We start from the raw sequence: 24918 nt of genomic DNA on the forward strand, positions 1-24918 counted from the left end.
ACAATCAGAATATGTATAAGTTCTTGCATGCGAGTTCCATCCGACTTTAATAAATAAATTTTATACGGATGAAACGAGCATGACAAAGATTGTCACAAAAGAACATGTATAAAATTCAATCATGCGAGTTCCATCAGACCAATAACTTAGACTAATTTTATACTGATGAAAACACTAAAACAACTTCTGCCGTTTTTTGTCTTTTTACTCGTTTTTGGGCTTAGTCATGCCCAAAGCGGGGAAAAAGATCCTCTACCCGCGAAAGTGGTTGAGGCCGTGAAACAGGGAGATATATCCAGGCTTTCTCCTTTTCTGAACGACAAAATTGAACTGGTTCTTCCCGGTGAGTCGGGTATTTTCAGCAAGGAACAGGCGCACTTTATTCTCAGGAACTTTTTTAAAGACAATAAAGTAACATCTTTTCAGATTTTGCATCATGGTACCCGCCAGAATGCTACCTTTGCCATTGGAGAATACAAATGTGCCAATGAACAGTTTCGCATGTATTTTCTGGTAAAAACAACAGAGGATGGCAAATCATTAATTCATCAAATAAGAATAGAAAAACAGGAATGAAGAACGAATACTTACAGGAATTTATAGCGAATGCCCTGAAAGAAGATATCGGGGATGGCGATCACTCATCTCAGGCATGTATCCCGGAAGAAGCAGAGGGGAAGGTGCAGCTATTGGTAAAGGAACCCGGCGTGCTTGCCGGAGTTGACGTGGCTTTTGCAGTGTTTCGTCATCTGCAGGCCGATATTGTGATTAGCCCGCTCTTGGGAGATGGTTCTTTAGTACAACCCGGCGATGTGGCTTTTACTGTTGAAGGAAAAGTAAGAACTTTGTTGAAAGCAGAACGTCTTGTGCTCAATATTATGCAGCGCATGAGCGGAATTGCTACTCATACCAGGGAGTATGTGCAATTGCTGGAGGGTACGCATACAAAAATACTCGATACCCGAAAGACCACACCGGGAATGCGTTTCCTTGAAAAACAAGCCGTAAAGATTGGCGGAGGTGAAAACCACAGGATGGGGTTGTTTGATATGATCATGCTCAAAGATAATCATATCGATTTTGCCGGCGGTATCGAAAATGCCATTAAAAATACGCATAAATATCTCGATAATATTGGAAAAGATTTGAAAATCGAGATCGAGGTTCGAAATCTGAATGAACTTCGTCAGGTGCTTGAAACAGGAGGTGTGGACCGCATTATGCTCGATAATTTCGATACCCCGACTACCAAAGAAGCTGTTAAGCTCATTGACGGTAAATATGAAACCGAATCATCGGGCGGAATTACCAAAGAGACCATTCGTAGTTATGCCGGGTGCGGCGTGGATTATATTTCTGTAGGGGCACTTACACATCAGATACGTAGCCTCGATATGAGTCTGAAAGCTATTTAGGTCTGCTGAATAACACTTAATTGATTAATAATAAATTATTTACATCGCATAATTCCATTTAAGGTGCAAGGTTTTTCATCAGTATAAAATAAGTCTAAGTTATTGGTCTGATGGAACTCGCATGATTGATTTTATACATCAACTTTTGTAACAATCTTTGTCATGCTTGTTTCATGCAAACCTTCAAAAATGTTTGTACCTGTAAATGTTAATTGTCAACATATCACTTTTAAGAAGAATGTCACAATAATGAACAATTTTAACTATTAAAAAGACGCGGTGGCCTGTCCGCTTTCCGGGCCGGCGGATGGCGGGAAGCCAAAATGGGCGACGTTCATGGCCTTGCGCAATGGCCGGAAATTTTGGCTTTCGCGGGCAGATAGGTTTAAGCGGACTAGACCTTTTTGGTTCTTTTTGGGGCAATGCCAAAAAGAACAATGGAAACGAGCATGACTAAGATTGTCTTAAACGAGCATGGCAAAGATTGTCACAATAAGAACATGTATAAACACCATCTAACCTTTAATCATCAAAGAAACCAGAAGCAGGGAACAGATTCTTCGTCGTTACCTCCTCAGAATGACAAACAGCCAAATGTCATTCTGAGAAGGAACCCAATTATCCAAGTTACTTCTTCAAATTCTCAAGACTCTCGGTCAGTACCTGAATTTTTGCTTCGGCATCGGCTTTTTTCTTTTTCTCCAACTCCACAACCTTTGCAGGAGCATTCGACACGAACTTTTCATTGCCGAGCTTTTTCATAACACCATTCAGGAATCCCTTCATGCGCTTCAGTTCCTCTTCGAGCTTACCGATTTCTTCGTCGACGTTGATCAATCCCTCCAAAGGAATGAAATATTCCGATGATTTAACCAGGAACGAAACAGCACCTTTAACTTTTTCGCCGACGCTTTCCACCGACCCGAGGTTGGCCATTTTCTTAAGAACAGGATCAAGACGTTCGAAGTAACCGTCCTTCCCTTTCATCACCATCGCTTTAAGCGCTTCGCGGGGCGACAGGTTTTTTTCCTGACGCAGGTTGCGAATGGCTGTTATGGCTTCTTTCACATGCTCAAATTGCCGGAGAAGTTCAGCATCATACGGTTTTGCCTCGGGTTGGAGACTAACCATTATACTTTCCCCTTCTTTCCTGGGTTCCAGGTGATGCCATATCTCTTCGGTAATAAAAGGCATAAAAGGGTGCAACAAACGCATCAGGTCATCAAAGAATTTCAGTGTTGCCTGATGGGTCTTTTCGTCAATCGGCTGTTGATAAGCAGGTTTGATCAGTTCGAGATACCATGAGGAAAATTCGTCCCGGAAAAGATGGTAAATTTCCATCAGGGCATCAGATATTCTGTATTTTTCAAAATAGCTGTCGATGGTTTCGATGGATTGATTCAGCTTGTTGCTAAACCACTCCACTGCAAGCGCTGAGCTCTCGGGTTGCTCCATGCCGGCAGCTACTTCCTGGCTTTTCACCAGACGAAAAGCATTCCATATTTTGTTGGCAAAGTTGCGTCCCTGTTCGGTAAGGCTTTCATCAAAGAGAATATCATTACCGGCCGGTGAGCAAAGAAGTATGCCCATTCTTACACCATCGGCACCGTATTTTTTGATCAGTTCAAGCGGCTCTGGTGAGTTCCCCAGCGATTTCGACATCTTGCGTCGCTGGCTGTCGCGAACAATTCCCGTGAAGTATACATTTTTAAACGGGTAGGTTCCGCGATATTCATACCCAGCCATGATCATTCGTGCTACCCAGAAAAAGATGATCTCCGGTGCAGTCACTAAATCGTTGGTAGGATAGTAGTAATCGATTTCTTTGTTGTCGGGATTAAAACCGTCGAATACAGTAATCGGCCACAACCATGACGACGCCCAGGTGTCGAGTACATCTTCATCTTGTTTCAGATCATTTATCGTGAGCGAGTTATTGCCGGTTTTTTCCCTGGCTAAGCGGACTGCTTCATCTTCGGTTTCAGCCACAACATAGCTGCCGTCTTCCAGATAGTAAACGGGAATGCGGTGTCCCCACCAAAGCTGCCGTGAGATACACCAGTCTTTCACATTTTCCATCCAGTGACGATACAAATTTTTGAATTTTGGCGGATGGAAACGAATTTCATCTTCTATCACGGCTTTTAGCGCGGGTTTGGCCAGCTCCGACATCTTCAGGAACCACTGGGTACTTAATTTTGGTTCTATTACGGCATCGGTGCGCTCGGAGTAACCCACTTTATTGGTGTAATCTTCAACTTTTACAAGATTCCCTGATTTTTCCAGATCGACGGCGATTTTCTCACGTACATCAAATCGGTCTTCGCCTATATACAACTGAGCAGCGTCACTAAGTGTCCCGTCGTCGTTAAGAATATCTATCGATTCCAGGTTGTGTCGCATTCCTATTTCGTAGTCGTTGATGTCGTGTGCCGGGGTAATTTTCAGGCAGCCGGTACCGAATTCCATGTCAACATATTCGTCTTCCAATACGGGAATTGGTCTGTTGATGAGGGGTACCAATACCTTTTTTCCTACAAGATGTTTGAATCGTTCATCGCCGGGATTGACACATACAGCCGTATCTCCCAGGATTGTTTCGGGACGGGTCGTTGCAACAGTTACATACTGATCAGGTTCTCCCTCAACCTGGTAACGGATATAATAGAGTTTGGACTGCACTTCGCGGTAGATCACCTCTTCGTCTGACAGAGCAGTTTTAGCAGCGGGGTCCCAGTTAACCATGCGGATGCCTCGATAGATGTGGCCTTTGCGGTAGAGATCAACGAAGACTTTGATAACACCCGCGCTGCGTATTTCATCCATGGTAAAACAAGTACGGTCCCAGTCGCATGATGCACCCAGTTTTTTCAACTGTTCCAGAATGATTCCTCCATGTTTTTCGGTCCACTCCCATGCATGTTTCAGGAATTCTTCCCGAGTCAGTGAATTTTTGGAGATGCCTTCTTCCTGAAGTTTGTTGACCACTTTGGCCTCGGTGGCAATGGATGCATGGTCGGTACCGGGTACCCAGCAGGCGTTCTTGCCCTGCATGCGCGCGCGCCGTACCAGTATATCCTGGATGGTGTTGTTGAGCATGTGCCCCATGTGCAAAACACCCGTTACGTTGGGTGGTGGTATCACTATGGTGTATGGCTCACGTTCATCGGGAACAGACCTGAAAAATTTCTGTTCCATCCAGTAACTGTACCATTTCTCTTCTGTTTCGGCCGGACTGTACTTGCTTGCAATTTCCATAATACGATTAACTTTCTTTTCAATAGAGAGTGCAAAAATATAAAAAACTCGCCGACCTGTTGTTATGCGCAGCAAATGTTGTTGGAATAAGTCGTGATGAGGATAAATATTATTTTGAGGTGTTGGTACAATATTCCACCAAGTCGTTTTACAAATCTATCCTGGGATACGGATCGAATCTGGAAACAGTCAGCAGAAGATGTTTTGGCCCCGAAAGAGACCAACTTTTACCCGACAGCATCAGATATCGATTAGTAAAGCAAAAGGGACTGTCTTTTCAGACAGCCCCTTTGTTTTTTTCTATCGCTAATGGCGATTCCGGTGTCCGCCTCTGCCGCCCGTTTCTTCACGCGGGTGGGCTTTTTTTACAACAATACGACTCCCGTCGACTTCTTTGTCGTCGAGATTTTCGATGGCCGCTGTGGCTTCATCGTCGTTTGCCATTTCCACAAAGCCGTAGCGCTTTGAATAACCGGTTTCACGATCCATAATTACTTTGGCGGAGATGACTTCACCAAATTCGCTAAACATTTGCTCAAGGTCCTCACTTTTGGTGCGGGAGCTGAGCTTTGCTACAAAAATGTTCATAATAAAAAGAAAATAATTAATAAATAATGGTAATCAGATACAATACAGCAAAGCTCACTTTTTACAGGGCATTACAGTATTGAGTGCAGTATAAGAAGCATATTTTTGTCAAAATCAAGGCGCTTTAAATTTTTGTGACGGAGTCAACTCCTTGTTAATAAGGGCTTAAAAAATTAAAACAACAATGAGTCTGGCAACAAAAATGCTTTTTAGACCGGGCTCAGTATTAAAAAACGACCAAAATGCAAGTTAATATATTTGATTATCAATTGCACGAAAAACGGATGTTTTTTTAAAACGACAGTAAAACGCTGATTTCCAGGCGTTGGTGATGACCGTCTTCGAAACCTGCAAAGACCCCAATGCTTCCCATCATAAATGAGTGCGGTATAAAAAGCATATTTTTGTAAAAATCAAGGCGTTTTAAATTTTTGTACCGGAGTTAACTCGTTGTTAATGAGGATGCAAAAATTTAAAACAACAACGAGTTTGGTAACAAAGATGCTTTTAGACCGAACTCATAAATATTTGATCAACTGACTAACCGATATGCTAATGTAATATTTAGCCCCAAAGAATATCATGATATTCAATTTCCCCCTAATCCTTATAAAACTATGCTAACTGTCATTATCTTTGTGCTCTTTCGGGTGTAATTTTGTATAAAAAATAAATCAATACCAATGCCAGACATCTCTCAACGCGGCAGCAATATGCCTGCTTCTCCTATCCGAAAGCTGGTTCCTTTTGCTGAAAAGGCTATTTCAAAAGGAACTCATGTGATTCAGTTGAATATTGGTCAACCCGATATTTTTACACCCGACGTGGGGTTGAATGCGCTGCGCAATATTACTCATAAGGTGCTTGAATACAGTCATTCGGCCGGGAATGAATCCTATCGCCGTAAGCTGGCTGCGTATTACCGGTCAATCGGGATAAGCGTTGACCATACCCAAATACTGATTACAACCGGAGGGTCGGAAGCGCTGACTTTTGCCTTTTTGAGTTGTCTTAATCCCGGTGATGAGGTGATTATCCCCGAACCGTTTTATGCCAATTACAACGGGTTTGCCACTATGGCGGGTATTAAGATTGTGCCTGTAACATCGACCATCGAAAACGGATTTGCACTTCCATCGGTCAGTGATTTCGAAAAACAGATAACATCCCGTACAAAGGGGGTTGTAATCTGCAACCCGAACAATCCCACCGGATACCTCTATACTGATGATGAGTTGATGGAGGTACGTGACCTGGTACTGAAGCACGATCTCTATTTCTTTTCTGATGAGGTTTACCGGGAGTTTTGTTACGACGATCACCGGCATCTTTCGGTGATGCACCTGGAAGGGCTGGATGAGCATGCCGTGATGTTCGACTCGGTATCCAAGCGTTTCAGTGAATGCGGTGTACGGATAGGATCGTTGGTAACAAAAAATAAAAAAGTGATTGAAACGGCTTTGAAATTTGGTCAGGCCCGTTTGAGTCCGCCCGCTTTGGGACAAATTGTTGGCGAAGCTTCGCTCGATACACCCGCGCAATATTTCGTGGATGTGTATAATGAGTACATTCAGCGCCGTGACTATTTGGTGTCAGAACTCAACAAAATTCCCGGTGTCGTATGTCCTTTGCCCAAAGGGGCCTTCTATACTATGGTTAAGTTGCCGGTCGACGATTCCGACAAGTTCTGTCAATGGATGCTTAGTGACTTTGAATATGAAGGAAGCACGCTAATGATGGCACCCGGAACCGGGTTCTACAGTACTCCGGGCAGAGGCAAAAACGAGGTGCGCATTGCTTATGTGCTGAACAGAGATGAACTGACAAAGGCAGTCAAAGTTTTGAGAAAAGCGCTCGAAGTTTACCCGGGAAGAAGGGAGTGACAGGAGTTTTGAGTTCGGGGTTCTGAGTTCTGAGTTCGGTTCGGGTATTCTGGTTCTCGAGTCAAAGTGCCATGTTCATCTCAGCTAACTTTTGCTTCTTCCTTCTGACAATCGAACGTCTGACAATCGAACTTTTGTCTGTCGTGTCGGTTACTTTTATCGTCCTGTTTGCAATTCATCCCCGATAATTGTCTTTTCAACCCTCCGATTTGATGATTTATTAATGTTTTTTTTCATTTTCATTGCCAATCGTTTAACTTTGTGCGCTCGTTTATAGAAATTGCAGCGACAATATTGAGTGCGGTATAAAAGGCCTTCAAACTGCTGATTTTTACCATTTTTACCCCTGACCCCTTAAGGGAAATTGCTAAAAATCAGCAGTTTGAAAAAGTCCCCTTTAGGGGATTTAGGGGTCAAAAAGCTTTTAAGACTGTACTCAATATTTTTTATTTACCGGATTTATAATGTCTTTCAGACACTGACAACAGGATTTTAACAGTAACAGCAACAGCGTGAAGATACTTAACAAAAAATACCGGAACATTTTGATTATTGTCGTTGTTGTTTTTGTTATTCTTTCTATTCTTCAAGTCCCAAAGCTGTCCATCAATCCCGGGTTCGACGATTATATCCCTGAGAATACAGGTAACCGTGCTTATCTGAACAGACTTGACAGCATATTCGGAGGCAACGAAAAGATACTTCTCATACTTAAAAACGATGAAGGCGTCCTCAACCCGCAAAGCTTTGAACGATTGAGGATACTGGCTGATAAGCTGAAAAAGCAAAAAGGAATCGAGCATACTTTCTCGTTGCATGATGTTATTGAAATCAGTCAGGAAGACGGTTTTACTAATATTGATCCGCTTGTTTCAGAGATTCCGGTTGGGCAAAAGGCACTTGATTCCTTAAAACAAAAGATCGTAGCCAACGAAATGGCGCGACGGCTGATAAGTGCGGATTTTTCAGCTACCGCTATTTTATTGACAAAAGCGGTTGATGCCGGTGACGATTCTGTTATTTCAGCGATAGAGCAGGTTATAGAAGAGACACCCGGTGAAGATGAGATTCACATTGGAGGCCTGGCTTATATACGCAATTCCGTTAAATCGTACATCAGGAAAGACCTGGTTACCTTATTGCCCGGTGCGCTTTTATTGATGATCGTGATGCTTTATCTCTTTTTCAGGGAATGGAAAGGAGTTGTGTTGCCTTTTATCGTGGTGGTGCTTTCCATTGTGTTTTCTTTTGGTCTGATGGCTCTTTTGGGATGGGAAATTTCCATCGTTACAGTGCTTTTACCTGTTATGCTGATTGCCATTGCCAATGATTATGGGATTCATCTCATCAATTTGTATCAGGAGAAGATGGCTCATGGCAAATTTACCCGGGTGAAAGATATTGCTTACAGTGTTCACCGGGAACTTCGCCAGCCGATAGTGATTACAGGACTGACAACCATCGGAGGGATGCTCGGGTTGTTGTCGCATCAGATGGCCCCGGCTGCACAGCTTGGCGTTTTGGCATCGTTTGGCATCGGCCTGGCATTGCTGTTGAGTTTGTATTTTATCCCGGCTCTTCTTACGTTTTATAAAAAGCCCAAAACAACTCATTTACTTCTGACAGAAAGGAACGGGTTTCTCTATAAAGTGCTTCGTTTATTCGCGTGGTGGGTGAATCATTATCCCAGGACTGTTGTGGCATCATTTATTTTTGTGGCGATCATCAGCATAGGGGGAATATTCCTGTTAAAAGTTGATACCAATATTGAAGGTTATTTTGGAAAAAATACGGAGATTCGCGAAAGCATCGACCTGACCAATGAGAAATTCGGGGGGTCACAATATGTATCGGTTCTTTTTAGTGGTAACGTACTTTCTCCGGAACTTCTGCAACGAATGGAAGGGTACACCCGTGAGATAGAAGAATTACCACAAGCCGGTAACATCTTGTCGCCTGTTACTTTTTTCAAAGAACTGAGCAAAGGTATTTTTTTGCCCGGTGAACCGGAATATGGTACTTTGCCCCGGAGTGAGGCCGAAGCGGCCCAATATCTGGAAATGGCATCCCTGGCCGGGTTTGACGATCAGGCCGCACAGTTGATTGACTACAACAATGAAAATGCACGAATCCTCGTGAGTCTGACAGACGGGAGCAACCAAACAGGAAAGGAAATGCTGAAGGCACTTGGTGAGATAACCAACGGCGATCCAATGCTGAATTGTATTGCAGGGCCGGGATTGTCGAAGATACAGATTGCCGACATGGTCATTAAAGGACAAATAAGCTCTTTAGTTTTAGCACTTTTTATTATTTTTGTCCTTTTGTCATTCATTTTCAGATCAACGTCCGCAGGAATAAAAGGAAGTCTGCCGCTTCTGGTGGCCACCCTTTTTCTGTTTGGACTTATGGGTTTTTTGGGTATTTCGCTGGATATAGTAACAGCACTTTTGTCATCCGTCATGATTGGTGTCGGGGTTGATTATACCATCCATTTTTTGTGGCGTTACAGGACTGAATATGCTGTTAGCAATGACATAAAAGAAGCTGTTTCGGTAACATTGGTTACCGCAGGAAGGGGGATTATATTTAATGCTGTTTCGGTGATTTTAGGCTTCGCAGTACTGATATTTTCGGGTTTTTCTCCCCTCCGTTTTTTCGGCGTTCTGGTGGTGGTTTCTATTTTTTCCTGTCTGATTAGTGCTTTATTGCTTGTTCCGGCCATAGTAACCCTGACAAAACCAAAATTTTTAGAGCCAAAACAAAATCGAAGACCATGAGAATCACCATATTGCTTTTTTGTTTGTCGGGATTAATCGCGACCGGGGTTGATGTACCGGAGGATAACGCAAGAGATGTCCTGGAAAATGCCGTGAAAAAACTGGCACTGAAGGATATTCAGCTGAATCTGGAGGTGAAGACGACCGACGGGAAAGGTAACAGCAAATCGCGGACAATGGAGGTTTCGTTTGCTATGTTTGATGATCTTAAAAAAGTACTGGTTGAAATTACAGCCCCGGAAAATATTCGCGGTACCAGAATTTTAGCAACCGACTATCCTGATAAAAAGGGAATTATAGAGGTTTATATGCCTTCTACAGGTAAAACCAGGAAATTCAGGTCCAATAACAGAAAACTGAAAATAATCGGAAGCGAGATTCCTATAAACCATTTTAGCGGTACAGCTTATGCCGGTTACGAAATATCAGTAGCAGAAACTGTGATAGTTGACGGCGACAAATGCTATAAAATAAAACTGAATTCACCGGATGAAACTGAAGTTTTGATTGTTTATATCAGCTATGAGGGTGAACAATTGTTTCGCATTGAATCTTATGATAGTCTTGGTGATCTCACCGGTGTAACTGAATTATCGGATTATTTCCGAATTGATATTCCCGGCGCAGGCGATTTTTATCCCCGGCTGGTGAGCGTAAAGAACCTGAAAAACGGGAAAGCATCAAATATGGAAATAATAAAAATTGTTCCCCTGAAAGAGATAAGGAAAACGGATTTTGAACTTTGAGAAAAAAATAACCGATGGAAAGACAGATATGATATCCAACACCATCTGTTACATTTTAATGATAGTCGCATGATAAAACTGATATATATTATTATCTTGATTTATTTTCTGGCCGGTGGTATCGGCTTCTATTTCATTAACAGGAATAAGGATCGTGTAGTAGCAAGGAAAAGCTATACCAAGTTCGGCGTCTATTTTATTATTATTAATATTCTGTTTTTCAGCATAATCATCAATCCGGTGATGTTTAAATACATCGCTTTTGTGATTATTGGCGGAGGACTCATTGAGCTGTTTTCCCTGCATCAAAAATCCGGCTATCGGCATAGAGGATTCTTTTTGCTTTCGTTGCTGGCATTTGTCGTGTTGGCGATCGGGCTTTATTTCTTTAGCAGGCAAAGCAAAGAACTCATCCTCTTCTCATTCCTGGTCGTTTCTATTTTTGACAGTTTTAGTCAGATAACAGGTCAATTGTGGGGAACTAAGAAAATATTTCCGGAAATCAGTCCGAATAAAACCCTGGGCGGATTGACCGGAGGAGCCCTCGTAGCACTTGGGAGTGCAATATTGTTGCGAAATTTGTATTGGGGATCGCTGGCAGAGTTGATTCTGGTGACAATCGGTATCATTGTATTTGCCTTTGCAGGCGATATGGCCGCATCGTATTACAAGCGAAGATACAACGCCAAAGATTTCAGTAACCTGATACCGGGACACGGAGGAATCCTGGACAGGTTTGACAGCCTGATTGCAGGCGGAGCATGGATAAGTCTTTGTGCATGGATGTTTAACTTATGATCGGGTTGATTTGTGTCTGACCATGTAGTACCATTTGTTGTTTCGTATGATTTGCAAGCGGTACTTTATGGATAGACATTCATTCGTACCCGGCGATTAAAGTCGGGAAAAGTTGTAACAAAATCATGTGTCTGTTCGGGAAGTGTCATTTACAAGGCTTGAGAAGTCCGAGAAAACGGAGTTTACTTATCGTAAATGAGTAATTTTCGGACAAGCATAAAGCGGTAAATGGCTCTTTATGGACAGACACGCAATCATTACAGGAATTGATATGGACAACATCGTTGTAATTGCTTTTGTTTATTTGGTCGGCATCGTTGTTTTGCTGACTTTTAATGAACTAAATTACCGGAGGTTGAAGTTAGAAGGGGAGATAACCCGTAAATTTGCTCATTTTACGGCAACCCTGGCAACTGTGCCTTTCCCATACATATTTCCGTCGCACTGGTACGTATTGGTTCTGGCTTTGCTGTTTTTTATTGTATTGGCTGTAACTCAACACAGCAAACAACTCAAGTCGATACATGACATCAAACGTAAATCGATGGGAAGTTATCTTCTGCCCTTATCTATTTACGTCACATTTCTGGTTTCATGTCTGCTTGAAAATAAATTTTATTTCATTTTGCCAATGCTGATCCTTGCAATATGCGACCCCATGGCCGCTATTCTCGGCATCAACATTAAGAAATATAACGGACGTATAAAAATAGGGAAACGTAAGATCGATAAAACATGGCTTGGTACCACTGCCTTTTTCGTTACCAGCATGATTATCACGATGATCGCACTATATTTTCACCGTGAAATATTCGATTTCAAAACGATATGGTTGTCATTGCTGGTGGCTTTTGCGGGAACGACAGGCGAATTGATAAGCTGGCGGGGATCGGACAATTTGTCCATTCCGCTGACTGTTATTGTTGTTTTAATGATTTTTTTGTAATAAAGGTAAGATTAACAGATATCAATATTGACAGACTGAAATGAAAAAGCCCGCGCAGCTTGAGCGCAATAGGAAAAATGTTTTTTGTCAGACATTAGTAATGAGTGCAGTAAAAAAAGCATATTTTTGTCAAAATGCTGGCGTTTTAAATTTTGTACCGGAGTTAACGTGTTGTTAATGAGGATTCAAAAATTTAAAACAACAACGAGTTTGGTAACAAAGATGCTTTTTAGACCCGGCTCAGTAATAAAGTATAAAATTAAAAAATATGAAGAGAATAATTGTTAACGGGGCCAACGGTTATGTGGCATCAAACTTTATAAACGAATTGCTGAAGAACAACTATGAAGTCATTGCACTGGTGCGAGGAAACGGTAAATTTTCTGCAACTGAACGGGTTGAACAGGCATTGGTGCAGATAGAACATAAACCTGTAAAACTTCCGGATAACCTGACGGTTTACAATTATTCCCTGATGGAAAAGAATTTCTCTTTATCCGATGAGCAATTGAAAAATATTTTTAATCAGGATGCTGATTATTTTCATTTCGCTGCCAGCCTGAAATACGATTATAAATCGAAAGAAGAAATATATTCTACCAATGTAGAAGGTCTTGAAAACTCAATTGACGTGTTTTCGGCGCATGCTACTGGCAATTCGCGCTTCTTCTTCATGGGAACAGCCTATTCCTGTGGTCATTTTAAAGGCCTCTTCGGGGAAAATTTTTACCCCGATGAAAACATCTCTGCTTTCCGCAATTATTACGAATGGTCGAAACGACTGGCAGAAAATGTTGTGCGAAAACATATCGAAAACAAAGGGTTGAAAGGTCATGTGATTCGGTTATCCCAGGTAGCCGGAAATAACCAGACCGGAGAGACCAAAACCGACTATGGAATTTTCGATTTTGCCAAAAGAGTGCACAGTCTGGCAAAACGATATCCCGGGGAGACGGTGAGAGCCAAAATTGTACCGGAAGGGATACAAAATCTTATACCTGTAAACGTGGTGGTGGATTATCTGATGCAAACAGTTGCTGTTCCAAAAGTTCCGGAAATTATGAATTTTGTGGCTGATACGCCTGTCAAAAACAGTTATGTTATTAATGGTTTGAATAAACTTTTGTCATTAAAAATTGTTCCCGTTCCTGAGCTGGAACATTCGCAAATGAATTCTCTGGAGCGGCTTTTGGCTGTCGGGATGTCGTTTACCGGCAATTACTGCAATGTTCATATCCGGTTCGATACATCACGGCGCGATGAAGTAATTTCGCGGCGTGTCGACGATTGCATGGATGAAGAGACGGTTTACAGAATGCTTGAGTATTTTATTCATAATGTTTGTGAGAAAACCGGGAAGAAGAAAACCGTGTCGGTTGGCAATTAAAGGCCTGACTGTTTTTTAAAAGCCGGACGGAGCAATACGGGTTACCTGTTCCACGCAGAGAACGCAAAATTAAAGAAACGCTAAAATTGCTAAGAAACGATCATGGAAAGGTTTACCACAACAAGAATATGTATAAAGCCTTGCATTCAAGTTCCACCAGGCCAATAACTCAGACTAATATTTTATACGGATGAAACGAGCATGACAAAGATTGCCTTAATAGATTATTAGATTTTTAGATTTAAGATTTAAGATTTAAGATGAAACGTGCATGACGAGGTTTATCACTAAAGAACATGTATAAGTTCTTGCATGCGAGTTCCATCAGACCAATAACTTAGATTAATTTTATACTGATGAAACCACTGACAATAAAAGGAGAGAAAGTACTTAATGTACCCAATTTGCTTAGTTTGTACCGGTTGCTTGTCTTTCCGGTAATACTTTTTATGGCACTAACGGGTCGCGAAAATTGGTTTGTGATTCTATTATGCATAAGTCTGGTCAGCGATATACTTGACGGGAATATTGCCCGTTTTTTTAATCAGCAAACCCATTTTGGTGCCGCACTCGACAACCTGGCCGATATAGTAACTTATGCTATGGCACTACTCGGGTTGTTTATCTTTAAGTGGAACGAAATAGAGCCGCATGCCTGGATACTTTACCTCTTTTTGGGTGTGTTTATTCTCAGTTACATCATTTCTTTTTTACGTTTCGGAAAAATTCCCGGTCTTCACCTTTATTCTGCTGTTTCAGCAGGTTATCTTCAGGGAATTTTCTTTTTCATTTTGTTCGTCTTTGGCTTCTGGCCCTGGCTGTATTATCTGGCTGTAGGATGGGGTGCCATTGCCTATATCGAAAAGATTCTTGTATTACTGAAACTGGATGATATAAAAATAGGTGTAAAGGGGCTTTATTGGTTGTTAAAAGACGAGCGGAACAGATAGGATTTTCTATGGTGTACAGATTTTTGGTTGCAGTCGTTTTGTTTTCGATTGCCGGCGGTGTATTGTCCGCCCAGCAGGTGAGAGGGGTTGTTAAGGATGAGGAAACAAAAGAACCGATTCCGTTTGTAAATATATCGGTGAAGGGCACTTTGCAGGGAACACAAAGCGATATTGACGGAACCTTCTCATTGCAATCCTTGGAGCACGATACGCTGATGTTTTCTTCAATTGGCTATTTCCCAAAGGAAATTGTGGTTGATCCTGCTTCTTCTCAACCATTGACAGTATACATGAAACAGGAGGTAACGATGGTTGATGAAGTCACTGTTAAACCTGAAGTGGAAAGGGCGGTTGTTTTGTTTGAAAAGATTCAGGAGAACAAACAGAAAAATAAGGAGCTGATAAACAGTATTAAGCATTATAAAACGCTTTCGAGTACGAATGTTTACCTTGCCATTGATACAGCCTCCAATATTTCGCGGTTTATCGATGATTTCAAGGAAGTAACCGTGGAAACGGACAATCAGAAACTGCGGTTTTCTCCGGTTTACCTGGCTGAAAGCGCCGAGGCTATTTCCGGGGACAGCATACGCGTGCTCCATCATAAGAAAGAGGGTATATTCCCCAGGATTAATCAGGCCATCGAAACCTATGTTTTGCGTGAGGTGGTAGTAGATCTGGATTTTTATGAGGAACATATCAAAATTCTTAACCGGGAATTTCTTTCTCCGATAAGCAAAAATGCCTTGTCGCGCTACAATCTTTATCTCAATGACAGTGTTGAGGTCGACGGGATTAAGCATTTTCAGTTTTCTTTTGCCCCGAAAAACAGGTACGATCAACTCTTTTCCGGAAATTTTGAAATTGAAAATAATAGCTTTGCGCTTACAAATATTGAAGCCCATATACCTAAAGAAGCCAACCTGAACTTCGTGAAAGGTTTCCGGGGAAGCGTGTCTTACAAAAAATTGCCGGGAGATAAATGGTTTTTGAATGAGCAGGACGTGAGAATAAATTTATCCCTCTTACCTGATGAGGATTCCGTTTCAGTTTACAGTTCCGAAAGGGTAGATGATATCTCCGGAGGCAATTGGATTGTGAACAAACTGACACAGTATTCCGTGTCGGATCGTTTAAATACTGTAAAAGCTGAAAGCTGGAGCCAACTTCCTGAATTTGCCTCAAGTAACATTCAAAGGGACGATTATTACCGGGTGGAACAACTGCGGCAGCAAGATCTGATTAAAGGCGTTGATGCCGTTGGCGGTCTTGCTCTGACCGGCTATCTGAATGCGGGGAAAATAGATATCGGCCCGGTGTTCGATATATACAGTACCAATGCCATTGAAGGGCATCGCTTTACAATACCTCTGCGAACCAGCGAAGAATTGTCTAAACATTTTTCGATAGGTGGTTTTCTGGGAGCCGGAACACGTAGTCGCGAATTCAAATACGGAGGGAACTTTATTTATCAGCCGCTCGAAACCGATAAGTTTATTTTCCGCTTAAATTATTCCGATGATTATTCACTGATTACCCACGATAAATTTTATCGGTTCATAAAAAATAATCCCAATAATAAAGGGAATGGTAATTTAATTGCAGCTCTTACAACGCGGGAGAAAGATCCTTATCTGAAAGAAGAGAAGAGTTTCGATATCAGGTTTGAATACAATGTTAACGACGACTATCAACTGGAGTTTTCACCCTATTATCTTCACAGCAGGGAAACGCCCGATGTTCGCTTCTTTCGTGGTAATACCGAATATAATACCTATGAGAATTATGGAATGCTGATGAACCTGCGAATTGTGTCGGGACAACATTATGACAAGTTCTATTTCGATCGTATTTATTACCTCGATCCGATTCCTGTCATTAATTTGAGCTGCGATATCGGGCAAACGTTGTTGCCCGGTGAGAAAATGAGCGAATCGGGCCTGTACTGGCATTTTCACGGCTCCGTTAAAGGTCGGATAAACATGGGACAGATTTTTATGGAGTATATGCTTAACGGAGGCTATCTGTCAGGGAAAGCCCCATACGATTTACTGGATCAGCCGGTTGGCTCCATGTCGTTGGGATATGCAAAATACAGGTTTAATTTATTGCACCACGCCGCGTTTGCACATAATTTATACACTAACACCCACTTTCATTTCAATGGAGGGGGTATCATCCTAAACCGTGTTCCGTTGATCAAAAAACTGAAGTTGAGAGAGGTCTTGTCTTTTAAAGGGCATTACGGAACGCTTACCGATGCCTATAAAGGGGTTTTTGATCTTCCTGATCAATACTCGGTCGAAGATGCTGTGCCTTATGCCGAAGTTGGAATCGGGCTCACCAATATTCTTAAATTTTTACGTGTGGAATATGTTCGTCTGCTTGGGAATTATTACCTCGATGAACCCTTTACCGACAAGCATGGAATACGCATAAGGGCCGAAATGAGTTTTTAATTTCTGAGCCCCCTCCTGAAAGTCTCTTTTGTCAATCTCATTGTTGCAGTAAAATTTTCGATACTCATTAACAATCGGTAAATCCGATTGAAGGATTTTCTGTGCCTTGATCCTGACAAAAACGGCTGTTTTAGGAACAGGCTTATTTTTCTAAACAGAAGTTTTATATTTGCTGAGTGAAAAAGTTGAAAAATAAAAAAATATGGATAACGGGAGCTTCATCCGGTATTGGTGAGGCGCTTGCCCTTGCCCTTGCACGCGAAGGGGCAGACCTGATACTTTCGTCACGCAACCTGGAAAAGCTTGAGAAGGTTAAAGAGGCCTGTTTGAAATATACTTCCTTTTGCATGGTGCAACTGCTTGACCTGTCGGATACCGGCAGCTTGGACGTCGTTGTGGAGAATGTGATGAAGAAGGTTGGCGGTATTGATATTCTGATCAACAATGCAGGCAGGAGTCAACGTTCTCTTGCCAAAGAAACCTCGTTCGATGTTGACAGGAGTATAATGGAAATCAACTTTTTCGGGGTCATAAAACTTACCAAACTCGTTCTGCCTTACATGTTGGAAAAAGGAACCGGCCATATTGTCGTGGTAAGCAGCATTACCGGGAAATTCGGATTCCCTTTGCGAACGGCCTATTCGGCTTCGAAACACGCGGTCCAGGGCTATTTTGAATCGTTAAGGGCAGAACTGAAGGCCGATAATATTAAAGTAACCATTGTATCGCCCGGACGTGTGAAGACAAATATTTCGTTGAATGCCGTCACCGGTGACGGAACACCTTACCGTAAAATGGATGACGGTCAGGCCGGTGGCATGTTACCCGAAACGTGTGCTTCAAAAATCGTAAAAGCGATAAAGAAAGAACGAAAAGACATATTGGTGGGAAACAGCGAACTTATCATGGTTTACATCCGGCGTTTTTTTCCTGCCCTTTATCATCGCATTGTAACAAAAACGAGTGCGGTCTAAAATAAAAAATGAGTGCAGTATAAAAAGCATATTTTTGTCAAAATCAAGGCGTTTTAAATTTTTGCACCGGAGTTAACTTTTTGTTAATGAGGATGCAAAAATTTAAAACAACAACGAGTTTGGCAATAAAGATGCTTTTTAGACCGGCTCAGGAATTAAATTTCAAATAACATGCAGAAAAACATTTGTGGAATACAACAGATAGGAATAGGATTAAAGGATGCTAAAGAAGCCTGGAGATGGTATCGCAAAAATTTTGGAATGGACATTAAAGTTTTTGAAGATACGGCGACGGCTAAACTAATGCATCATTATACCAACGGGAAAGATTGTGAACGTTATGCTGCTTTAGCTATGAATATGGAAGGCGGCGGTGGGTTTGAAGTCTGGCAGCACACTCAGATAACGCCTAAACCGCCTGCTTTTGAGGTTCAACCTGGGGACACGGGGATATTTATTACGAAGATGAAATGTCGTGATGTAACGGCTGCTTACAAACAACATAAACTGATGGGGGTAAACCTGATTGGTGAACCGGTAAAAAATCCGGCAGGTCAGTTGCACTATTATCTGGCCGATCCCTATAGTAATATTTTCGAGGTGGTGGAAGACCACTATTATTTCATGAAACAGAAATCTTTTACGGGGGGAGTGGCCGGTGCCGTTATTGGTGTTTCGGACATTGACAGGGCCCGTGAAGTCTATTCCGATATTCTGCAATATGATGAGGTGATATTTGATAAAACCGGTGTATTCGATGATTTCGATCCGCTGCCGGGAGGGGAACAAAAATATCGCCGTGTTCTGCTCGGTCATAAAAAGCAACGTACCGGCCCTTTCAGCAAATTATTAGGACCCACCCAGATTGAATTGGTTCAGGCTTTGGAGCGGACACCGAAACGAATCTTTGAAAATCGCATCTGGGGCGAGCTGGGTTTTATTCACATTTGTTTCGATGTTAGCGGAATGGAAGCTTTACAAAAGGAGTGCGAGGCAAAAGGTTTTCCGTTTACTGTAAATAGTGCCGACAGCTTTGATATGGGAAGTGCTGCAGGTCATTTCTCTTATATTTCCGACCCGGACGGGACACCCATTGAGTTTGTGGAAACCCATAAACTTCCGGTTGTCGAAAAGTTGCGACTGTATATCAATCTTAAAAAGCGGGATCCGCAAAAATCTTTGCCCGACTGGATGGTAAAAACACTTACTTTCAGTAGGGTTAAAGATTGACATTACCATTTTAAGGTGCTGATGAAACGAGCATGATAAGGTTTTGTCACAACAGAACATGTATAAATCTCAATCATGCGAGTTCCATCAGACCAATAACTTAAATAAATTATATATTAGTAAAAAATTGTTATAAAATTGTTAGCACTGTTAGATTGTTAGGGCTCATAAATCATTTTATGCAGAGAAATGGGAGAAAATTTTAACTCAAAGCCACTTAGTATGCCTGATCAGAAAGTAAAATTTCATACCGATAGAAGCGATCTGATACATTTTATGGAAAACCTTCCGTACACTTTTCGTGAGGAAGGAACAACCATAAAAAACGCTCGCAATGAGATTAAGATCATAAACTACGGTGGCGTCGATATGTGTGTGAAAGCATTTAACAAAGTTACTGTTTTCAATCGTTTCATGTATTCGTGGTTCCGCTCTACAAAAGCTGAGAGGTCGTATAATCTGGCAAAGCTTCTTTTGGAAAAAGGAATTGATACGCCCTGTCCATTGGGATATGTTGAAGTTAAAGGGAGATGGGGTATCCTGAAAACCAGTTTCTATGTCTCCTTATACCAGAGATACGATTTCATGTTGTCAGATATTTTAAAGGGGGAACATCCTGAAGCCAAAGAAATATTGAGCGGATTTGCCCGCTTTATGGCTGTCAAAGTTCATCCTGCCGGCATCTGGCACGGCGACCTGAGTCCGGGAAACGTCCTTATTAATAAAAATTCGTTGAAGAATTACTCTTTTTCAATGATTGACTTAAACAGAATAAAAGTAAAAAAACGAATTACGCCCCGTAAGGGGATTCGGAATCTTCAGAAATTAACGAATCGCCCGGTCTATCTGTCCATTATGGGTGAAGAGTATGCGCTGGCATCGAAGAACGACCCCCTCATGTTTGCATACTCTCTGATAGGCAGTCATATTGCCACTTCATTGAGACGCAGGCGCGTGAAGCGATTCCTTCGTATTTTTAAACCAAAGAAGAAGGCAGTGGCATAGGTGAAATTATTTTTTCGTCATTTTAGCCCAGGTATCTTTAAGGGGAACAGTCCGGTTAAATACAAGGTGTCCGGGGGTGCTGTCCGGATCAACGCAAAAGTATCCCAGCCGCTGAAACTGAAAGAAATCCAATGCTTTAACATCCTTTAGCGACGGTTCAACCCGGCAATTGGTGAGTATATTCAAAGAGTCGGGGTTGAGAAACTCTTTGAAATCTTTGTCTTTATGGCCTGCCGGGTCTTCATCCATAAACAGGCGGTCATACAGGCGTACTTCTGCCGGAAGGCTGTGTGAAGCACTGACCCAGTGAAGGGTTCCCTTTACTTTTTTGCCAGTGGTATCATTGCCACTGCGCGTTTCCGGATCATAGGTACAATAGATTTCTTCCACCTCTCCGTTTTCGTTCTTTTTGTAGTCCTCGCATTTGATGATGTATCCGTTTTTCAGGCGGACTTCACGTCCCGGTCCTAAGCGGAAGAATTTTTTAGGCGGATTTTCCATGAAATCGTTGCGTTCGATGTATAATTCACGGGTAAACGGTATTTGGCGGGTTCCCTGACTTTCATCCTCGGGATTGTTGACAGCCTCCATCCACTCTACCTTGTCTTCAGGATAATTGATCAATACAAGTTTTACCGGATCAATGACTGCATTGACGCGGGGAGCCCGCTTGTTCAGGTCTTCACGGACACAGTGTTCAAGAAGAGCCACATCAATAATATTATCACGTTTTGCCACGCCTACTCTTTCGGCAAACATGCGGATAGAGGCGGGCGTGTAACCACGACGGCGAAGACCTGAAATGGTCGGCATCCGCGGATCGTCCCATCCATTCACGATACCTTTTTGCACCAGTTCCAGAAGGCGCCGTTTGCTCATTACGGTATAGTTAAGATTCAGACGTGCGAACTCAATCTGACGAGGGCGCCGTTCCGGTTCGGGTTCTCCTTCCAGTATCTGGTCGAGAAACCAGTTATACAACGGTCGGTGCACTTCAAATTCAAGTGTGCAGATTGAGTGCGTGATCCCTTCAATGAAGTCGCTCTGTCCGTGTGTGAAATCGTACATGGGATAAATGCACCACTTATTGCCCGTGCGATGGTGACTTTTATGAATGATGCGATACATAATCGGATCGCGCATGTGCATATTGGGCGAGGCCATGTCTATTTTGGCACGCAGAACACGCTCTCCTTCTTTGAATTCGCCGTTTCTCATGCGCATGAAAAGGTCCAGATTTTCTTCCACGCTACGGTTGCGGAATTCACTCTCCACGCCGGGTTCGGTAGGCGTCCCTTTTTGTGCAGCTATGGCTTCGGCACTCTGATCGTCTACATAAGCCTTGCCGTTTTTTATCAGCTTTACGGCCCACTCAAAAAGCTGATCGAAATAGTCGGAAGCATATTTCTCCTGACCTTCCCATTCAAATCCCAGCCAGCGAACATCCTGTTTAATGGACTCTACATATTCAACCTCTTCTTTGGTCGGATTGGTGTCATCAAAGCGGAGATTGCAGCCGCCATTGTATTTTTCTGCGATTCCGAAATTCAGGCAGATGGATTTGGCATGACCGATATGAAGATAGCCGTTGGGCTCCGGGGGGAAACGTGTTAGCACGGCACCGCCGTTTTTCCCTTCTTTCAGGTCTTTCTCTATCTCCTGATGGATAAAATTACCTTTTGGGGCTGGTGTAGATACTTCTTCAGTTTTGCTCATAAACGATCAGACTTTAAAACCTGTTACTTTATTTTTTTTTACTCCGCAAAAAAACAGAAACTTTATTCTTTCCTGACAGATTCACAAGGCGATTACAAAGGTTTAACGAACGACTGTTTCTTCGGCATCAGAAATATTTCGTGTCTGTCCATAAAGTGCCATTTACTGTGTTACGCTTGTCCGAAAATTACTCATTAACGAAAAGTAAACTCCGTTTTTTCGGACTTCGCAAGCCTTGTAAATAACACTTTCTGAACAGACACATGATTTGTTACAACTTTTCCCGTCTTTATAGACAGCCACTATTTAGTACCTCTCATTGTTCCTGTTTTCCTGATGCCGTCGCCAATTCAAATAAATACAAACATACAAAAATAACGCTTTTATATAGTTATTGAAACAAACGTACAAATCCTGAATGCAGTATAAAAAGCATATTTTTGTCAAAATCAAGGCGTTTTAAATTTTTGTACCGGAGTTAACTTGTTGTTAATGAGGATGCAAAAATTTAAAACAACAACGAGTTTGGCAACAAAGATGCTTTTTAGTCCGGGCTCAATCCTTTTTATCCGAAAATTTAGCCATACATCACATCACAATATCCTGCAGTTCCTTGCGGATTTTGGGTATTAATTAATTTATTTCTATTTTTACTCTTATTTTAATTGTATTCCCTAATCTTTAGAATCATGAAGAAACAACTTAACCTAATCTTAATTGCTTTTTTTGTCCCTTTTCTCCTGACGGCACAACCTTCGACCAACGACCTGATTATTTCTGAATATGTCGAGGGAAGTAGTTATAATAAATATCTTGAGATATACAACGGAACCGGGCAATCGGTGGACTTGTCGGACTATGAGGTTCATGTTTTTTCTAATGGAAACGTGGAACCTAATTATGGAATTTCCCTGGAAGGAACCCTGAATCATGGAGAGGTTTTTGTTATTGCAAACGGAAGTGCTGAATTATATAGTACTCCGGATATTTCAACGGGGTCTCTCAATTTTAATGGTGATGATGCCGTAGCCCTTTACAAAATATCCTTGGATGATTATATCGATGTTTTCGGTTGCATTGGTGTTGATCCTGGTTCAGCCTGGATCAGCGGTACGTTAACAACTTTGGATGTAACTTTGCGGCGGAAAACCAATGTTACTTCAGGTGCAAGTCGCAGTGACAATGAAACGGATTTTAATACCCTTGGTACTGAATGGATTGCTTCTGACATGGATGATGTGTCGGGACTGGGCGTGCATGGAACCGCAACGTTCAGCATTTTGGCCGGAACGGCGGACGAGGTAATATTATTTCCCAACCCGGCCCGTGATTTTATTTCTATCCGTTCGGACAAAAAAGTTGAGGAAGTTCGTATTTTCGATATGACCGGTCAGCCGGCACGCGTTTCCCGTCATTTTGATGGCCGGATCAATGTTTCCGCTTTGAGATCGGGAATATATATTGCCAAAATACGCTTGACCGGCAATGAATTCAGGATTTTGAAATTCACAAAGGAATAAAAAGAATCTGTTGAGAAGAGATAGAGGTCGGTGGCGGATTCGAACCGCCGTACGCGGTTTTGCAGACCGCTGCCTAGCCACTCGGCCAACCGACCATATTTACAATTTTCCGGAATCGCCGTTTTGGCTTTTGCCCGATGCTTCGTTGCTTATCCATCCTGCCAACCGGCCTTTTTACTCTCCAAAACAGCGGTTGCAAAAATAGAGATAAATTTCCATTCTGCCCAAAAATGTTCCGATTTAATTCCGGGGTAATTGTTGAGTGTTGGTAGAATTTTCCACGCAAAGGCCGCAAAATGTTAGCACGCAAAGGCACAAAAGATCATAATTCGCCCGGAATAACAGACTGTCTAATGTCATTCTGAGGAGGTAACGACGAAGAATCTGTTACCTGTTTTTGGGTTCTTTGATGATTAGAGGTTTTTATACATAAAACCTTTCCATGCTCGTTTCTTAGTGATTTTTGCGTTCCTTTAATTGTGCGCGTTTCCGGCGCGGAATAGAAACAGACAAAACGCTTAGCACCTCAAAATAATATTTAGCCAATGAGGTTGCATTAAACTACTATTCCGGGGAACTTTTTCAATGGTCGCGTAATTAGTTTGAATTATAACCAATTTGTAATCACAACCTTGCATTATTTCATTTCCGCGTTAAAGCTTTTTTCGAGTGTAACACTTACTTTTTTCATCTGTCCTCCCATGGGAGGATTCATTTTGGAAACTTTTACCCGTGTCCATTTTATTTGCGGAAAGTTTCGGTAAAGCGAATCAATAATGCGGGCAGTGACGTTTTCCAGCAGGTTTGACGTTTGTTGCATCTCCTGGCGTACAAGTTTGTATACCTTCATGTAATTGAGCGCATCATTTATTTTATCACTTTTCATGGGTAGGGTCATGTCTGTTTTTAAGGCAATATTAACAATGAAACGGTTTCCTACCACGTTTTCTTCTCTGAAGCAGCCGTGGTAAGCATAGAATTCCATTTCTTCCAGTTCAATAATGCCGTTGGGTATTTGTGCATCCATCTGTCTGTTATGCTTATGATCTTGAAGTTATTATTGAGTGACTGTAGTTCTCTTCAAAAGCGTGTCCGCCTTAAGTCCGGGCGGATCACCGGAAACAAAGAGTGGAGTGCTCCCGGCGGTGTCAACAGCATCGAACGGGGGTACAAGATTGTCGGCAAGCGAAAGCAATATCTGCATAGCAAAATAATTTGATGTGATTTGGAATACAAAGATAAAGATGTTTTGTACATTCTATT

General features: G+C 42.0%; 19 protein-coding genes and 1 tRNA gene. 14 read left to right on the plus strand and 6 right to left on the minus strand.

Annotation, left to right across the window (positions count from 1 at the left end; all coding sequences use genetic code 11):
* The first annotated feature begins 165 nt into the window (after positions 1–165).
* Positions 166–576 (plus strand): DUF4783 domain-containing protein, encoded by a 411-nt coding sequence (locus ATH1_RS0116880; protein ID WP_010424566.1) that lies wholly within the window; start codon positions 166–168, stop codon positions 574–576.
* Positions 573–1415, plus strand: a complete 843-nt coding sequence (gene nadC / locus ATH1_RS0116885; RefSeq protein WP_010424569.1) for a carboxylating nicotinate-nucleotide diphosphorylase — start codon at positions 573–575, stop codon at positions 1413–1415. The genes ATH1_RS0116880 and nadC overlap by 4 nt, the downstream gene beginning before the upstream one ends.
* Before the next feature lie 627 nt (positions 1416–2042).
* Here the strand turns inward: nadC and ATH1_RS0116895 are convergent.
* Entirely contained in the window at positions 2043–4673 is a 2631-nt protein-coding gene (locus ATH1_RS0116895; RefSeq protein WP_010424571.1) for a valine--tRNA ligase, read from the minus strand.
* A 306-nt stretch (positions 4674–4979) separates the two neighbouring features.
* Positions 4980–5261 (minus strand): RNA recognition motif domain-containing protein, encoded by a 282-nt coding sequence (locus ATH1_RS0116900; RefSeq protein WP_010424573.1) that lies wholly within the window; start codon positions 5259–5261, stop codon positions 4980–4982.
* Positions 5262–5944: 683 nt separating this feature from the next.
* On the opposite strand from ATH1_RS0116900, the gene ATH1_RS0116910 reads away from it, so the two are divergent.
* The 11 genes from ATH1_RS0116910 to ATH1_RS0116960 all read left to right on the plus strand — a co-directional run bounded on the left by ATH1_RS0116910 (position 5945) and on the right by ATH1_RS0116960 (position 20419).
* Positions 5945–7144, plus strand: a complete 1200-nt coding sequence (locus ATH1_RS0116910; protein ID WP_010424575.1) for a pyridoxal phosphate-dependent aminotransferase — start codon at positions 5945–5947, stop codon at positions 7142–7144.
* 512 nt (positions 7145–7656) lie between these two features.
* A complete protein-coding gene (locus ATH1_RS0116915; protein WP_029164193.1) occupies positions 7657–9924 on the plus strand; it encodes an efflux RND transporter permease subunit in 2268 nt (755 codons plus the stop codon).
* Complete coding sequence (locus ATH1_RS0116920) at positions 9921–10670, plus strand: outer membrane lipoprotein-sorting protein (RefSeq protein ID WP_010424578.1); 750 nt, start codon at positions 9921–9923, stop codon at positions 10668–10670. The genes ATH1_RS0116915 and ATH1_RS0116920 overlap by 4 nt, the downstream gene beginning before the upstream one ends.
* Positions 10671–10739: 69 nt before the next feature.
* Entirely contained in the window at positions 10740–11468 is a 729-nt protein-coding gene (locus ATH1_RS0116925; protein ID WP_010424580.1) for a phosphatidate cytidylyltransferase, read from the plus strand.
* A gap of 238 nt (positions 11469–11706) precedes the next feature.
* A complete protein-coding gene (locus tag ATH1_RS0116930; RefSeq protein ID WP_010424582.1) occupies positions 11707–12414 on the plus strand; it encodes a diacylglycerol/polyprenol kinase family protein in 708 nt (235 codons plus the stop codon).
* Between the two features lie 268 nt (positions 12415–12682).
* Positions 12683–13801, plus strand: a complete 1119-nt coding sequence (locus ATH1_RS0116935) for an SDR family oxidoreductase (protein ID WP_010424584.1) — start codon at positions 12683–12685, stop codon at positions 13799–13801.
* A 356-nt stretch (positions 13802–14157) separates the two neighbouring features.
* Positions 14158–14751 carry a CDP-alcohol phosphatidyltransferase family protein gene (locus ATH1_RS0116940; protein ID WP_010424586.1) on the plus strand — a complete coding sequence of 198 codons (594 nt, stop codon included), beginning with the start codon at positions 14158–14160 and terminating at the stop codon, positions 14749–14751.
* 8 nt (positions 14752–14759) lie between these two features.
* A complete protein-coding gene (locus tag ATH1_RS0116945; protein WP_010424588.1) occupies positions 14760–17210 on the plus strand; it encodes a DUF5686 and carboxypeptidase-like regulatory domain-containing protein in 2451 nt (816 codons plus the stop codon).
* A 176-nt stretch (positions 17211–17386) separates the two neighbouring features.
* Complete coding sequence (locus ATH1_RS0116950; RefSeq protein WP_029164195.1) at positions 17387–18184, plus strand: SDR family oxidoreductase; 798 nt, start codon at positions 17387–17389, stop codon at positions 18182–18184.
* A 171-nt stretch (positions 18185–18355) separates the two neighbouring features.
* The gene (locus tag ATH1_RS0116955) at positions 18356–19414 is read left to right on the plus strand and encodes a VOC family protein (protein WP_010424592.1); all 1059 of its coding nucleotides are present in this window, start codon (positions 18356–18358) and stop codon (positions 19412–19414) included.
* Between the two features lie 222 nt (positions 19415–19636).
* The gene (locus ATH1_RS0116960) at positions 19637–20419 is read left to right on the plus strand and encodes a lipopolysaccharide kinase InaA family protein (RefSeq protein WP_044115592.1); all 783 of its coding nucleotides are present in this window, start codon (positions 19637–19639) and stop codon (positions 20417–20419) included.
* Between the two features lie 6 nt (positions 20420–20425).
* Here the strand turns inward: ATH1_RS0116960 and ATH1_RS0116965 are convergent, their stop codons facing one another.
* Positions 20426–22135, minus strand: a complete 1710-nt coding sequence (locus ATH1_RS0116965; RefSeq protein ID WP_010424595.1) for a glutamine--tRNA ligase/YqeY domain fusion protein — start codon at positions 22133–22135, stop codon at positions 20426–20428.
* 689 nt (positions 22136–22824) lie between these two features.
* Between ATH1_RS0116965 and ATH1_RS0116970 the strand changes: the two genes are divergently transcribed.
* Entirely contained in the window at positions 22825–23655 is an 831-nt protein-coding gene (locus tag ATH1_RS0116970; protein ID WP_010424597.1) for a lamin tail domain-containing protein, read from the plus strand.
* A gap of 24 nt (positions 23656–23679) precedes the next feature.
* Here the strand turns inward: ATH1_RS0116970 and ATH1_RS0116975 are convergent.
* From ATH1_RS0116975 to ATH1_RS21535, 3 genes are all read right to left on the minus strand, one after another.
* Positions 23680–23750: transfer RNA gene (locus ATH1_RS0116975), tRNA-Cys, on the minus strand.
* Positions 23751–24292: 542 nt separating this feature from the next.
* Entirely contained in the window at positions 24293–24682 is a 390-nt protein-coding gene (gene folB / locus ATH1_RS0116980; RefSeq protein WP_010424599.1) for a dihydroneopterin aldolase, read from the minus strand.
* 30 nt (positions 24683–24712) lie between these two features.
* Positions 24713–24859 (minus strand): hypothetical protein, encoded by a 147-nt coding sequence (locus ATH1_RS21535; RefSeq protein WP_010424601.1) that lies wholly within the window; start codon positions 24857–24859, stop codon positions 24713–24715.
* Between the last annotated feature and the right edge of the window lie 59 nt (positions 24860–24918).

Origin of the sequence: Anaerophaga thermohalophila DSM 12881 (genome assembly GCF_000191885.1) — a bacterium.
Taxonomy (GTDB): Bacteria; Bacteroidota; Bacteroidia; order Bacteroidales; family Marinilabiliaceae; genus Anaerophaga; species Anaerophaga thermohalophila.

Excerpts from the sequence above, each read along its gene's own strand:
- ATH1_RS0116935 (WP_010424584.1), top strand. The coding sequence starts at position 12,683 with ATGAAGAGAATAATTGTTAACGGGGCCAACGGTTATGTGGCATCAAAC.
- ATH1_RS0116960 (WP_044115592.1), top strand. The coding sequence starts at position 19,637 with ATGCCTGATCAGAAAGTAAAATTTCATACCGATAGAAGCGATCTGATA.
- ATH1_RS0116910 (WP_010424575.1), top strand. The coding sequence starts at position 5,945 with ATGCCAGACATCTCTCAACGCGGCAGCAATATGCCTGCTTCTCCTATC.
- ATH1_RS0116900 (WP_010424573.1), bottom strand. The coding sequence starts at position 5,261 with ATGAACATTTTTGTAGCAAAGCTCAGCTCCCGCACCAAAAGTGAGGAC.
- ATH1_RS0116940 (WP_010424586.1), top strand. The coding sequence starts at position 14,158 with ATGAAACCACTGACAATAAAAGGAGAGAAAGTACTTAATGTACCCAAT.
- nadC (WP_010424569.1), top strand. The coding sequence starts at position 573 with ATGAAGAACGAATACTTACAGGAATTTATAGCGAATGCCCTGAAAGAA.
- folB (WP_010424599.1), bottom strand. The coding sequence starts at position 24,682 with ATGGATGCACAAATACCCAACGGCATTATTGAACTGGAAGAAATGGAA.
- ATH1_RS0116945 (WP_010424588.1), top strand. The coding sequence starts at position 14,760 with ATGGTGTACAGATTTTTGGTTGCAGTCGTTTTGTTTTCGATTGCCGGC.
- ATH1_RS0116880 (WP_010424566.1), top strand. The coding sequence starts at position 166 with ATGAAAACACTAAAACAACTTCTGCCGTTTTTTGTCTTTTTACTCGTT.
- ATH1_RS0116965 (WP_010424595.1), bottom strand. The coding sequence starts at position 22,135 with ATGAGCAAAACTGAAGAAGTATCTACACCAGCCCCAAAAGGTAATTTT.
- ATH1_RS0116930 (WP_010424582.1), top strand. The coding sequence starts at position 11,707 with ATGGACAGACACGCAATCATTACAGGAATTGATATGGACAACATCGTT.
- ATH1_RS21535 (WP_010424601.1), bottom strand. The coding sequence starts at position 24,859 with ATGCAGATATTGCTTTCGCTTGCCGACAATCTTGTACCCCCGTTCGAT.
- ATH1_RS0116895 (WP_010424571.1), bottom strand. The coding sequence starts at position 4,673 with ATGGAAATTGCAAGCAAGTACAGTCCGGCCGAAACAGAAGAGAAATGG.
- ATH1_RS0116925 (WP_010424580.1), top strand. The coding sequence starts at position 10,740 with ATGATAAAACTGATATATATTATTATCTTGATTTATTTTCTGGCCGGT.
- ATH1_RS0116920 (WP_010424578.1), top strand. The coding sequence starts at position 9,921 with ATGAGAATCACCATATTGCTTTTTTGTTTGTCGGGATTAATCGCGACC.
- ATH1_RS0116955 (WP_010424592.1), top strand. The coding sequence starts at position 18,356 with ATGCAGAAAAACATTTGTGGAATACAACAGATAGGAATAGGATTAAAG.
- ATH1_RS0116970 (WP_010424597.1), top strand. The coding sequence starts at position 22,825 with ATGAAGAAACAACTTAACCTAATCTTAATTGCTTTTTTTGTCCCTTTT.